We start from the raw sequence: 13,211 nt of genomic DNA on the forward strand, positions 1-13,211 counted from the left end.
CTTTAGCCTCGTTGACCAGAGTTGAAAGCCAACCTTGGTTTGAAATTTTTTATAACTTACTACACAACTTTTGGCTTTGTAGAATTCTTACATTGTGGAGTTTCATAAAATAATTTAAATTAAGTGTTCCTTCTACTTTTTAAGACACTGGGTATATTAACGTCAGTAGTCTGTCCCAAGCAAAGCCAGTAGCTGCTTTTTCAGTATCTTTTACTTCAGAAATTGTGCCATTAACAGTTGCTTTTACTGGTAAAAGTTGGAATTTACTGATAAAATTTGAATTTACTGATATAATTAGAATTTACGGACAAAATAGGAAACCTGTAAAAAAGAGTCTTAAGATTACGATTTGCAACACCTCATGGACACAACTAAAGATTGGAGGAAAGGAAAACTCCTCCTCTCAAAATCCAATCTTCTTCAAATATTTAGTAGTCACAAATTTATACGTTAAGGTTTTTAGTGGCACTTTTATTGGCTGAACAGGTTTTTGGAACATTTTTGTTACTTTTCAGTAGAGCCGATTTTGCTTTTGACACCGCGTCTTCCGATCCTGCAGTATAAATATCAGCTCCGATCTGGTCAGACCAGGCCTGAGTCACCAGCGACCCACCCACACCAGTTATGACCTTATCTCGGATCCCTGCAGCTTTGAGCTGCTCCTCAATCTGGATCTGGTGGATCATTGTAGTACTCATAGAGGCGAAACTGAACACAAAATCGGCTTTCTTTTCTTTCGCATTTGCAGCAAAACTTTCAGCCGATACGCCGTTTCCAAGATCAATTACTTCAAAACCTTCATCTTCAAGCGCAGTCGCAACACTATCCTTCCCAAAAGTGTGTGAATCCCCTTCAACAGTGCCGATTATGACAGTTCCAGAACTCTCATTCCCTTGTTTGCAAGAAGCTTCGGCCGAAACCGGAAAGACAAATTGAGCAACAACTATTACCAGGATTAACAGGACCAATAAATTGAAATTTTTCCCGTACATATTTTTATCTCCTCTCTTTATACAGGCTTTTTTCTCCTCTTTCTTTATCCAGATTTACCTGCTTTTCTCGCACTTTTTTCCATCCTTATTTTCGGTTTTTTCTACAGGCTTCTCGAATACAAGGGGGAGATAGTCATAGTTCGTTTCCGTTACATTGTAAGGAAGGTCTGCAATCAGAGCTCCATCTTCATCCAAAGCTGTTTCTGAAAAACCATTTCCTTCAGGAGAAGCCCAGAAATTCCCGCCCAGGTAAGGTCCTCCGACGATATTTTCACCTTCAGTTTTTGAAATGTTCCAGGTATTTGTCCCGTAGTCTTCGGCATTTTTACTGTTATTCAAATAGTTGTTGTAGATAATGTTGTAGCTCGAGGTTGTACCATCAGTCCAATTCAAGTTTAGAGATATTCCCACATCATTATCTGAAATTTTATTCCTTGAAATAGTGTTATTGCCGCAGCCTTCCGTAAATAATCCATAGGAGCTGGCCGTAATATTGTTGTTGTTCAAAGTATTTTTCTCACTGACCCCGTACAGATAGATTCCTTCATAGGCCCCGGAAAGAGTATTTCCTTCAAGAGTATTGTTGCAGCTTGTATCCCCAAGGTCTATGCAGCACCAGCTACTCGAAGTAACTGTGTTTTCTTTGAGGATATTGTCTCTGCTGATATCACAGAGCCAGATGCCTGCCATATTGTTCGAAGCATTGTTCTCCTTTACAAGGCAGTTCCTGCAGTTGCTTAAGATGAAGGCATCACCTTCATTCAAATTAGCATCATTACCCCTGAGAGTTACTACCGAACAGTTTCCAAGGTAAACTCCGTGTTCATTGTTTGAAATATTGTTTCCTTCAAGCAGTGAGTTTTGAGTATTGTACAGGTAAACTCCAAAACTGTTGTTTTTAAGAACCAGGTCTTTGAGAGTTATATTTTTACAGTTAATGCAGTAGACAACTCCTACATTTGAATCAGAGTCAAGAGTCTTATTCGAAACTCCTAAGAGATAGTATATCGATTTTCCATCTACGGTGTTGCTGGTATCTATTGTGTTATTCATCTCACCAGTGTAGTGATATGTATAGGCTCCGAAATTCCTGTTGTTGCAAGACATTGTGTTGTTTTTAAGTACGTTGGAGCTTGAGTCGAGATAAATCCCCCATATATTTGAGTTTGCAATATTTCCTTCCAGAGTGCTTCCATTCGAATTTCCCAAGTATATGCCATACATCTCATTTGAGTTTGCGGTGTTGTTTCCGAGCAGGCTTTCTCCAGAACCGGTAAGGTAGATCCCGTAAAAGTTGTTTGAGGTTTCCGAGCCAATAACACGGCAGCCTGAAGAGTTTTCCATGTAAATGCCAATTGCGTCCTTAAATGCACAATTATTTTGAAAAGTATTGTTTTCGGATGCATTCAAATAGAAACCGTAATGACGGTTAGAATCCGCTTTGTTGTTTTTTAGTAAGTTTTGTCTCGAACTTTCAAGCCAGATTCCATTGTCACTGCTAGATAAGCAGTTATTTTCCAGAGAGTTCTTATGCGAACTTTTTAACATGATACTTCTCCAGTTTCCTGAAAAATAGTTGTTGCTGATGTTGCTTTCCGAAACCCTGTCAAGATAAATCCCATATGCTGAATCTGCTCCTTTCAAAGTAAATCCACTGATATTTACGGAATTAGAAGTCACATGGAGTACAGGGAGCTCGGGGTCCAGAGCAGTGATGACGGTTTTATCAGGGCATGGATTCCTGGCAATTATATCAAGAGATTTATTTACAAGTACATTTTCACTATAACTCCCTTCCCTAACGAGGATAACATCCCCTTCAACAGCGGCATTTATGGCTTCCTGAAGGCTTCCGTATTTTCCCGCACCTCCTCCTTCCTTCACGCAGAGAGTAGCTGCGGACGCAGAGCTTGATATAAGGATTAACAGTACAAAAACGGCAGTTAATACGAGTATTGTTTTCCCTTTCAATAGATATCATCTACCTATAGATGGATTCAGGTTAGTTTCCGCTCTTGATTTCTAAAAAGATCCAGGAGAGGCTTTCTACCCGGCACTTTATATGGTTTGAACAAACTCTGAAGATCAAGAAGTAAAAGTCTATTTACCGAGCAATTCATCACAATCTGCACCCAGCTAATCCTAAAAAATGATATTTAATGGGACCACTAGCGGATTTAAAAAGGAATTTAAACACTATTATTTAGATCTGATTATTTGGGTAACAAACGTTATCCTTTCCTGTAAGTTCCCTCTATTGACAAAGTTGCGCTGACGCATCCCGCAGCAAGTTACGGGTTATCTGGCTGAAATAAAGTAAGTAACTTTTCATCATAAATTTGATAGTCTTCAACTTTTACAACGCTCTTATTAAAAGAAGTAAATAACCCACGGACACGCCCTTCTGTTACAAGGTATATCAATAGATCTTCCGCATTCTCAAGTCCGCCTCCTTCAGTGCTAATGTTGTTGTAGTAGTTGCAGATAGGGTCATCAACAGAACCGTTAGAATCATAAGCAAAATAAGAAGGTGTGTCTGAAGATTGAATTGCCATAAGTGAGGTTCCATTATCAGAAGCTGCTTTGAAATTTTCATCCATTGAAGCATATACAGATTTGTCAAGCATTTGGCAGAAGATTACATCCTGTGTCTCTAGGAATCCACTCTTTCCTGCTGCAAGCAGCTCGTCACTTGCACAATATGTGGTGAAATTATATGCAGGGATATATGTGTATTCTATGAATTCATTGTACAAATTTTTCTGGCTGGCTAACTCTAGGGCATCACTTGGAGAAAATGCAATATAAGTTACGTTTATCTTATTTTCTTCTGCCAGTACACCTGGTGAAAATACCAGGAAAAGCAATGCGATTAAGAACAAGAAGTAAGTCTTTTTATGCATGTTATCCTCATCTAATATGTGCCACAAATCTTTGAGATTCACATATGAAAAATTATAGTTATTTCTCTTGTTTTCATCAGTCGATACGTTCCTGTGTTAGTATTAAAAGTAACACTGTAAATAATTCCAATAACATTTTTTGTGTCGTACGCATCCTATTCCCAGATTGTGTCGTACGTATCCTATTCCCAGATAATGTATCATAGATCATTGAGAACCCGGAAAGTAAAATAACCAGATGGCATGACCCATCAATTTCTTTTCCGTAAAATGTTAGATACCTTCTGAACTTACAGGATAACAGCCGTTAAGTTTTAATAATGAAAATTGAAAGGTTTAGGTTCAAACTTGTCATTCAAACTCAGAACTTCCTAAAACTAATGAGCAGCCGATTCTGTATCATAAACTTCAATATTCGGAGCATTGGTAGAAAAATATATAAAAAACGGTTTTTGGCTCACAATTATTACCTATTTAGGTAAAATAAGTATAGATCTAACACATTTAACCAAAAATAGTTATAATTATGTTTAAAATTAAAGAAAAAATCGGTAATAAATTTGAGTTATAAAAATCGTACTTCAAACCGAAAATATGGACAAATAAAGCACGTATTTGCCTTGGAACTTGTTTTCGAATCCAAATTAAAAGGTTCTTATTTTGGAATCTCTGTAAGTTCCACTAAAGCAATTTAGATTAAATAAAATGTGTTCAAACAATAAAAATAGCAGTTGAAATAATAGCATTTGAATTGAAAAATCAATAGTCTCAAACTTTTTACCGTTTCAAATATAAATTTATACTATTTGACGTACTTGATTTTGTACTTCATGTGCATTTCCTGTACTCGGTAGAGCTAGATTGCATAAATCTAAAGAAGCAGAAATACTTTTCGAATCTATCTATTATCTATATTCAAGTTAGCTTGTTTTATTTTATATTTATGGTATTTTGAAAACATTCTTACCTTTAAATTAATTTTTTGAGCTCCTACGCCCTTGTTTTTATTCACCGCAACCTTTATGTACAAATTAACGCAATTTAACTTGTTTTACTCTCAATAATATTTACTTTATATAAACTTTACTTTATTCCCTTATTATCATGGTGATTCGATGCACATAATGGAAGGGTATTTACCAGCTATTTGGTGTATAGTATGGTTTGTAGTATCAATACCAGTTGTAGCATATGGTGTTTACAAACTGAATAAGCTAGTGAAAGAAGAACGCGGAATTTTACCTGTACTTGCTGTTGCAGGTGCATTTATTTTCGTCCTTTCATCACTCAAAATGCCTTCAGTTACCGGAAGCTGTTCTCACCCAACAGGAACTGGTATAGGTGCAATCATATTTGGGCCTGCTATTACTGCAGTTCTCTCGACAATTGTACTTATCTATCAGGCTCTTTTCCTGGCACATGGTGGCCTGACCACCCTTGGAGCAAATGTCTTCTCCATGGGCATCGTGGGTCCGATAGTGTCATACCTGATCTATAAGGCTGGGATGAAGGGCAAACTCAATTTCTATCTAGTTGTCTTTTTGGCTGCAACCCTTGGAGACTGGGCTACTTACATTGTGACTTCTACAGAACTTGCTCTGGCGTTTCCTGCAGGGAATATACTTACCTTTGGAGGGTTCTTCAGTTCATTCAGCAAATTTGTGGCAATTTTTGCAATTACTCAGATACCGTTGGCGATTGTAGAAGGCGCTGTCAGTGCACTGCTTTTCAAGTATATCATACAAGCTAAAAGTGATTTATTAGTTGAAATGAAAGTTATTGGAGAACCACTTGTAAGAAAACTTAGGGGGCTCTCTGCATGAGTAGAAAATTAGAACTTATAGTACTTGCCATCCTCCTGATTTTCGTAGCTCAGTTTATTTATGTCTCTTCGACCACAGATGCCGAATATGGTGGAGCTGACGACAAACCTGAAGGTGTTATTGAGGAAATTACCGGTGGGACTTACAAACCTATTGCAGAACCTATATGGGAACCTCCAAGTGGTGAAATTGAAAGTCTTTTATTTGCTTTACAGGCAGCTATCGGTGCATCGATCATTGGATATTTCCTTGGATATTACAGGGCCAAAAGCAACTATGAAAAAAAACTCGGGTTCAAAACCGAAAGTAAAACTGAAAAACAATCGCTATAAAAACATCCTCTGTACATTTTTTTCTTTGCCATGTTTCCTTTCCCTCCTTTTAGGAAGGAAAGTTTTTCTCTTCTAGTTTTTAATTTTTAGTTAATGATTTGAGTTCTTGAAAGCCACAAGCAAAAGAATTCCTATTTTTCTCAAATTCGGGAGATTTACTCTTTTGGCATGAAAGTCGTTTCAAGTACTTTCATATTTTTGTGCCTGTAATTCGAAGATTTTCATACTCGTTTTTTCGGAATTGATCAATAATTTCCGGGCACAAACCAAACATTTTTGCTCTAGTCCAATTTTTTAAAGTATTTTATCAACTTTGGCAAAACCCCGTATATAATTAATTGTCTCAAGTGGATTGTGATTATCTGCAACTCCACAGCTCAATAAGTTTTTTGTTTCCAAATGATACAGCTGTCTTTGTAATTTTGAGCTTTCCTATGGAATATTTGCATATAGTTTTTCAAACAGATTTCTGAAACTCTTTTTCCCCAGTCCTTATTTCTGCAAAAATTGATTATATATAAAAGTTTTTGTTTAGGGGAATAGGAATGAAACATTTATGTATATTTCACAGGAAAACACAAATTTAATTGTTTTCTCTGTTTTTTCATTTATTTACTACTTCGCATGTACATGTTTTTCAAATATAATTATACTTCTTAGTAATTCATTATTACTTGTTTTCATCAAATATATTATTTTATAAATTCCTCATAAATTTGTATTATATTGTGAAAATTTATGATAATAAAATTTTAATATTTATTAAAAATTCGAATTTTTCGCTGCACTAAAAGATTGAAGCATTATATGAGTTCGTCAGTCCATACGAAAAATCAGTATCACGATCTATTGTTAATACACAGAAATATCCCATATCTAATTTCCAGTAATAAATATCTAATTTTTTTGCTTCTTTCAGGAAGATTAGCTATAAACTGCTCATGATGGAAAGCTTCTTTATATAATATTTCTCCAGAAAAACGTATGAAACCCTGCATAAAAAATTATTTTCTAAAGATAAATACCTATTTATAAAACTGCTTCCAAGTGTCCTTGTTGAGTTTATACCGTTGATCATTGAACTTATATCGTTGATCAAAATTTGCTCTTTGAATCTTGTTCTTTCAGTAACCAATCTAGCTTCTTATCGTGAAAGAACAATTCTGGAAATCCTTAATGATCATGAACAAAATGGGTTTCAAGATAGGTTCAATAATTAAACTAATCAAGAGGTCAGTTATGTCTGAAAAAAATTCTAATTCTTATCCCAATGGAAAGGGAAGCGGTTCCAAACAGCTCCATGAGAATACCCGTAAAAAAGGATTTTTCAATTTTCTCTCCAGTTTTCACGTTCATTCTCATGACCACTCCCACAATCATTCCCATACACACTCTCACAAGCACAGCCATACTCATGGAACTGTTGATCCTTCCATACTTGCTACTAGCAAAGGGCTCTGGGCTGTCAAATGGTCGTTTATCGGGCTGATGGTTACAGCTCTTCTGCAGATTTTCATCGTTTATATGTCAGGTAGTGTTGCCCTTCTTGCCGACACCATCCACAACTTCGGGGATGCATCTACTGCAATTCCTCTTGCAATAGCTTTTTCCCTGGCCAGAAGAAAACCAAGCAAACGCTTCTCCTACGGATATGGTAGAGTAGAAGATCTTGCAGGCGTGATCATCGTTTTCCTTATCCTTTTCAGTGCAATTGTAGCAGGATATGAATCTGTAACTCGTTTCTTTAGCCCGCAACCGATAGAGCATTTGCAGGCTGTGGTTGTTGCAGGGATTATAGGCTGCGTTGGAAACGAGTTAGTAGCCCAGTTTCGGATGAAAGTCGGAAAAGAAATAGGGAGTGCAGCTCTTATTGCTGACGGCTACCATGCTCGGGTAGATGGCTTTACCAGCCTTGCAGTCCTTATCGGAGCTGCAGGAATTTGGCTAGGATACCCGATGATTGATCCTCTCATTGGTATGCTAATCACAGTAACAATCCTGAAAATAGTCTTTGACACAAGTAAACTCGTGTTTACTCGCCTTCTTGACGGCGTTGAACCTGAAGTCATTGATAACGTAAAAATTATTGCTGAGAGCGTTGAAGGTGTTTGTGAAGTTACGGATCTTAGAGTCCGCTGGATCGGACATCAGCTCCATGCGGAGATTAATGCTTCCGTTGAGCCTTCCCTTTCGGTTGAAGAGGGACATGAAATTGCTAACGCGATAAGAGAAAAGCTTCTGGAGAACTTTTTCTATCTATCTGGAACAACCATCCATGTAGATCCACTTACAGCCTCAGGGGAAAGCTGTCATTGCGGACATAAAAATTTGGAAAAGATACGTGGGAAACAAAAGAATATTTTAGTTGCTTATTCCCAATAAGATCACAAAAGATTCAGGTTTAGGTAATAAGGTTTCTTGCCCACCATAACCATTATATAATAACCATCATATAGAACAAAACTCAACTCAACTTGATTTTATTTTACTTGAGGATTCCCTGATGACCAATATCCTTGACGATTATGCCCTAATGAGCCCCCTCAGGCATCGAAACAACTGGTTGAAATTGGCGATAGTATTATTCGGCTTAATTGCAGGAGTTTCAGCCACGTCCCCAATTCCTCCTATTTTTATGGCATTATGCATGAGCTTTGCAACAGTGGCTCTTGGCAAGGCCCCTCTTAAAACATATTTTAAGCTCTTGCTGGCTCCTTTGGGCTTTGCTATTGCAGGTATTCTTATTATTGCCTTCTTTTCCGGATCGGGACCTGAATTGTTGTCATTCAAATTCCTCGGCTATCCTCTCTCTGTAAGAACAGATGGATTTGAGCTTGCCATGCTGGTACTTGCAAGATCAATAAGTGGGATGTGCTGTCTTTATTTCCTCGCACTGACAACCCCCATGATCGAACTTTTTGCCGTACTCAAAGCTGCCAGGCTTCCGGAATCTCTTATCGAACTTTCAATGCTTATCTACAGGTACATTTTTGTTTTCCTGGACATGGCTCTTTGCATAAGGTATGCCCAGACTGTAAGACTCGGGTACTCAAACTTCAGGCGTTCTATAAATTCTATTGGAATGCTTGCAAGCACCCTTTTCATCCGTTCCTGGGAGCAGGGAGACAAACTCTTTCTGGCAATGAATTCCAGGTGCTATGACGGAAAAATGACTCTTTTTGAGGTTAAGAGGCCTGTAAAGGCGACAGAATTACTTTTAACTTCTGCCTACTTTATTTTAACTCTTGCACTGTTTTATTTTACAAAAAACATATCCATTGTTTGAGGTAACAGATCATGATCATTCTTGAGACCAGGGGCCTTAAATATAGATACCCTGACGGAACTGTAGCTATTCAGGACCTGAATATCGAAATCAAAAAAGGAAAAAAGGTAGCCTTTGTAGGTCAAAACGGCTCCGGAAAGTCCACGCTTTTTCTTTTACTTAACGGGACCTTAAAACCAGCTGAAGGTGAGGTCCTTTTCCATGGAACTCCTTTTAAATACGATTCAAAATCCCTCAGGGAAATCCGAAAATCCATAGGAATTGTTTTTCAGAATTCCGATGACCAGATCTTTGCCCCTACAGTGTACCAGGATGTAGCTTTCGGGCCGGCAAATCTGGGTTATTCAAAAGAAAGGGTTGATACCTGTGTACAGCAAGCCCTTGAACAGGTGGGACTCTCTCGTCTAAAAGATAAGCCACCCCATCACCTAAGTGGAGGACAGAAAAAACGAGTTGCAATTGCCGGGATTATGGCAATGGAGCCTGAAGTGATTATCCTTGACGAACCGCTCTCGAATCTTGACCCTGTAGGAGCGGATGAAATCATGGATTTGCTTAACGAATTTAACCAGTTTGGGAGCACTATTATTATCTCTACTCATGATGTGGATTTAGCATACCGCTGGTCTGATTACGTGTTCCTGCTGTCAAACAGCAAAATTATAGGACAGGGTACTCCGGCAGAAGTTTTCAAAGACTCTGACCTCCTTAAAAAAACTGGGCTCAGGCAGCCCACTACCCTTGAGATCTATCATGAAATCGAAAGAAGAGGGCTTGCATCGGGAGGAAATTCCCCAAAAACCATCCCTGAACTTGTCAATACCCTAAAACCTATTGACCTGATATGGGTTGATGTCCCTCCGGGAGTCAAAGAAGGAGATAGCCTGAACTTAGGGATCATGTACGGACAGTATGCAACTCAGTCTCCTTACGAGGCTGTTAATGCTACTGTGTTGCATATCCATCCAGATGGAAGGGCTATTGTTGAGTTAAAGCGTAAAGGGATCAAAGCTGGTGGAGTCCTGATTTATGATACTGATAACTATTCCCTTCCAGAAGTAAAACAAATCCTTAAGGAAGGAGAAATCATCTTTGTCGGGGCAATGGGTAAAAAAAGTAAAATCCTTGCTGAGCAGGACGGAATCAGGTTGGATATTTCCTCTGGTGTTATAGACAAAACTATCCTGGCGGCACTTTGCGGAAAACGTTGCCTTATCCTTACGGCTGGCGGGATGGTTGACCACGCCCTTAAGAGAATAAAGGAGTATGTGGAGACAAGCGGGATAGAGTTTACTATTGGAGTGGTTAACAGGAAAGAAGATCATCAGTGGATCGGAGAAACTGGGGACAGCCCTGAAACGCTTAAGGTGTGATTAAAAATAGAACTTGTAGTTGGGATCCAAACAAAGTAGAATAAACGTTCCTATTAATTTACTGGTCGTTCTCTATTGTCTGGTTGATATTATTCTCAAATGCTCATAAAGTAGTTTCCAGATCCTTTTTGTTCCAAACCACAATACAACTGGAGCTGACTTTCGCTCCTTGCACAAAAACTCAATTATTTGTTATACGAATATTTAATCATGGCAGTATCAACCATATAATATCAACCATATAATATCAACCATATAATATCAACCATATAATATCAGCCATATAATATCAGCCATATAATATCAACCATATAATACTGGATGACCAATAAAAAAGAAGTACAGAAAAATAAAAAGTCTTAAAATTCTGTATATATTTACTGAGGCCACATGGCGATTATTTTATCTATAGCTACATGGGTATACTTTCCGTCGTTTTTGAGAGTGAGGACATTATCGGCACAGGCTTCTATGGTTCCCTTGAAAACATCTGGCCCACCGCAGTAAACGTCTACAGCCTTGTTAAGGTAATGTTCTACTATAAAGCATTGATACATTTTGTTTCCTCCATTTTCTTGTTAGTATCTGCTATAATTGTTTGATAATACATTGGCTAATATGCATTATCTATTTACTAGTTGCGCATTTATATGTAATAAATGTATTTAAAAATTAAATTTGATTTTTAAAGATGCAAAGCCGTTGATCCTTGAAATTAAGTTAGTTTTTTTCTCTAATAAATATTCATTATAAGATTCCCACTTTACCAGGATAATTATATGACATTTTTCATCAGATTTACTTGCTTTAAAAGTGTGCAAAAGATAGGTTTATCTGGATATTATTATCCTCATTGTAGAAAACCAATCTAAAATGATATTTTTCAATTAGCTGGGACCGATTACCGAGATCTACCTATTGCTTTTGTGTCTACTTGCATTGACGTATACTGTGTATGATGAGCTCTTGTTTAGTGATTTATCTCTTGTTTAGTGATTTAGCTCTTGTTTAATGATTTAGTTCTTGTTTGATGATTTAGCTCTTGTTTAATGATTTAGCTTTTGTTTAATGATTTTGATCAAGTGTCTATTACCTTTAAAGCTCAAACTTGTTATCAGTTTTGTTAAATTTATATAAAGAGACTTAGATAATAAGGGATTGAAAGTAAATGTATTGGCCAGTTTAACTACCTATGACCACTGAGAAAAGTTCCAGAACTTTTTATCAAACATCAAAAAAACATTGAAACAGAACATAACCAAAGCTAGAGCCTCTACATGAGGTTCAAAATCTCCTCATATTCCTCCATTTTTATCCGGAAGATGGTTAGCCGTCATTTCAAGGAAGTTCGAATTTCCTTCCTGAAAGCATAGGTTTAATCCAATAATGTAAAAGAAAAATTTTTGTTTTCGTTCAATTTAGCTATCTGGTATCAATTTAGACCTGGAGTTCTATGGCAAAAGTCGAAAAGGTATTACTACTGCTTAAAAATATGGTGTACGAAAGCACCAGCCCTAAGGAAACTCTCAAGTTTGCGAAATACTATAGGAATAAGGGGCTCGACGTGCTGGTTATTCTGTGGGGACCTATGGGAGTGTTGCTTGCAAAAAAAGATAAAAACCGAGGATCACCAAAATATGATTCTACTGTTCAGGAATGCATCGACATGGGAGTAGAGTTTAAATGCTGCCAGCTTGCCTCTGATATGATTGGGCTTAAGAAAGAAGAATTAATCCCTGGAATCGAATTTATCTGTTCAAAAGAGGTGGCTGAACTCTTTTTAATATACACAGACGAAAACCAGCTAATTATTACCTTATAAGCCTTAGATTCTCAAAAAAGCTGCGGAATGCCTTTAAGTCACTTCATGAACCAGACAATAAATTCTTGACTAGTGGTTTTAATTATGAAGGTATTGTCAATTTTTTCCTACCATATCTATTTTTTGTCAGTTTGTTAGGATTTCGGGTATAAATTATTACCCCTTTCTTGAGGGATATATAGTGTGCGAGATATGAGACATAATGCTTTTTTTTATAAAAATGAAAGAGGGTTTTGAACGCCATGTCTGAATCAAAATCATCATCAAGTGACGGCACTGTATTAATATTTCCCTGTGAAGGTGCCACAAATCTGGGACAGCTTCATACGTCATCGGTTAAGCATTAAATCCCCTCTCTTGTATGTGTTTTTTTCTATTAGTAATCTAAATATCTCTGTATCTATGTCTCCTCGTCCCCCACCTACTCTTGAAGACTCTCTTCGAAAAATGTTTTCCCAAAGAGTGGTTAAGGCAAACTGCCAAAGAAACTGGTCTTATAGTACGTGAACGTAAAATTGACCCTGTCATTATCTTTTGGATTTTAACTCTCAGTTTTGGTGTCCGCTTGCAGCGTACACTTGCCAGTTTAAAACGAGAATATGAAACTGAGTCACAAAAAACCATAAGTGATAGCAGCTGGTACTATCGTTTTACTCCAGAATTCTGCTTGTTGATCTTGG

At 37.4% G+C, this 13,211-nt stretch carries 10 protein-coding genes and 1 pseudogene; 7 read left to right on the forward strand and 4 right to left on the reverse strand.

Translation table 11 applies throughout. The features are described 5' to 3' along the window. Window positions 1-443: 443 nt before the first annotated feature. From A9239_RS00895 to A9239_RS00905, 3 genes are all read right to left on the reverse strand, one after another. Window positions 444-992, reverse strand: coding sequence for a B12-binding domain-containing protein (locus A9239_RS00895; protein ID WP_048119022.1), 549 nt, complete (start codon window positions 990-992; stop codon window positions 444-446). A gap of 54 nt (window positions 993-1,046) precedes the next feature. Then, window positions 1,047-2,963 carry a nitrous oxide reductase family maturation protein NosD gene (locus tag A9239_RS00900; protein ID WP_048154993.1) on the reverse strand — a complete coding sequence of 639 codons (1,917 nt, stop codon included), beginning with the start codon at window positions 2,961-2,963 and terminating at the stop codon, window positions 1,047-1,049. Window positions 2,964-3,283: 320 nt separating this feature from the next. Continuing rightward, the gene (locus A9239_RS00905; protein ID WP_048119018.1) at window positions 3,284-3,895 is read right to left on the reverse strand and encodes a hypothetical protein; all 612 of its coding nucleotides are present in this window, start codon (window positions 3,893-3,895) and stop codon (window positions 3,284-3,286) included. A 1,115-nt stretch (window positions 3,896-5,010) separates the two neighbouring features. Between A9239_RS00905 and A9239_RS00910 the strand changes: the two genes are divergently transcribed. The 5 genes from A9239_RS00910 (at window position 5,011) to A9239_RS00930 (ending at window position 10,709) form a co-directional block, all read left to right on the forward strand. Next, on the forward strand, window positions 5,011-5,718 hold the full coding sequence (locus tag A9239_RS00910; RefSeq protein WP_048119015.1) for an energy-coupling factor ABC transporter permease: 708 nt from the start codon (window positions 5,011-5,013) through the stop codon (window positions 5,716-5,718). Further along, on the forward strand, window positions 5,715-6,050 hold the full coding sequence (locus tag A9239_RS00915) for an energy-coupling factor ABC transporter substrate-binding protein (protein ID WP_048119013.1): 336 nt from the start codon (window positions 5,715-5,717) through the stop codon (window positions 6,048-6,050). Before A9239_RS00910 ends, A9239_RS00915 begins: the two co-directional genes overlap by 4 nt. A 1,239-nt stretch (window positions 6,051-7,289) precedes the next feature. Continuing rightward, entirely contained in the window at window positions 7,290-8,432 is a 1,143-nt protein-coding gene (locus A9239_RS00920; RefSeq protein ID WP_048123055.1) for a cation diffusion facilitator family transporter, read from the forward strand. Between the two features lie 121 nt (window positions 8,433-8,553). Then, the gene (gene cbiQ / locus A9239_RS00925; RefSeq protein WP_048119010.1) at window positions 8,554-9,336 is read left to right on the forward strand and encodes a cobalt ECF transporter T component CbiQ; all 783 of its coding nucleotides are present in this window, start codon (window positions 8,554-8,556) and stop codon (window positions 9,334-9,336) included. An 11-nt stretch (window positions 9,337-9,347) separates the two neighbouring features. Beyond that, entirely contained in the window at window positions 9,348-10,709 is a 1,362-nt protein-coding gene (locus A9239_RS00930) for an energy-coupling factor ABC transporter ATP-binding protein (RefSeq protein ID WP_048119008.1), read from the forward strand. A 377-nt stretch (window positions 10,710-11,086) separates the two neighbouring features. On the opposite strand, the gene A9239_RS00935 is transcribed toward A9239_RS00930, so the two are convergent. Then, the gene (locus A9239_RS00935) at window positions 11,087-11,266 is read right to left on the reverse strand and encodes an MM0924 family protein (protein WP_048119005.1); all 180 of its coding nucleotides are present in this window, start codon (window positions 11,264-11,266) and stop codon (window positions 11,087-11,089) included. Window positions 11,267-12,162: 896 nt separating this feature from the next. Between A9239_RS00935 and A9239_RS00940 the strand changes: the two genes are divergently transcribed. Together A9239_RS00940 and A9239_RS17870 are read left to right on the forward strand one after the other, a co-directional pair. Further along, window positions 12,163-12,531 (forward strand): DsrE family protein, encoded by a 369-nt coding sequence (locus tag A9239_RS00940; RefSeq protein WP_048119002.1) that lies wholly within the window; start codon window positions 12,163-12,165, stop codon window positions 12,529-12,531. A gap of 402 nt (window positions 12,532-12,933) precedes the next feature. After that, window positions 12,934-13,211, forward strand: a pseudogene (locus A9239_RS17870) (IS4 family transposase); the annotation flags it as partial.

This window comes from Methanosarcina sp. A14 (genome assembly GCF_001729375.1).
GTDB lineage: Archaea > Halobacteriota > Methanosarcinia > Methanosarcinales > Methanosarcinaceae > Methanosarcina > Methanosarcina barkeri.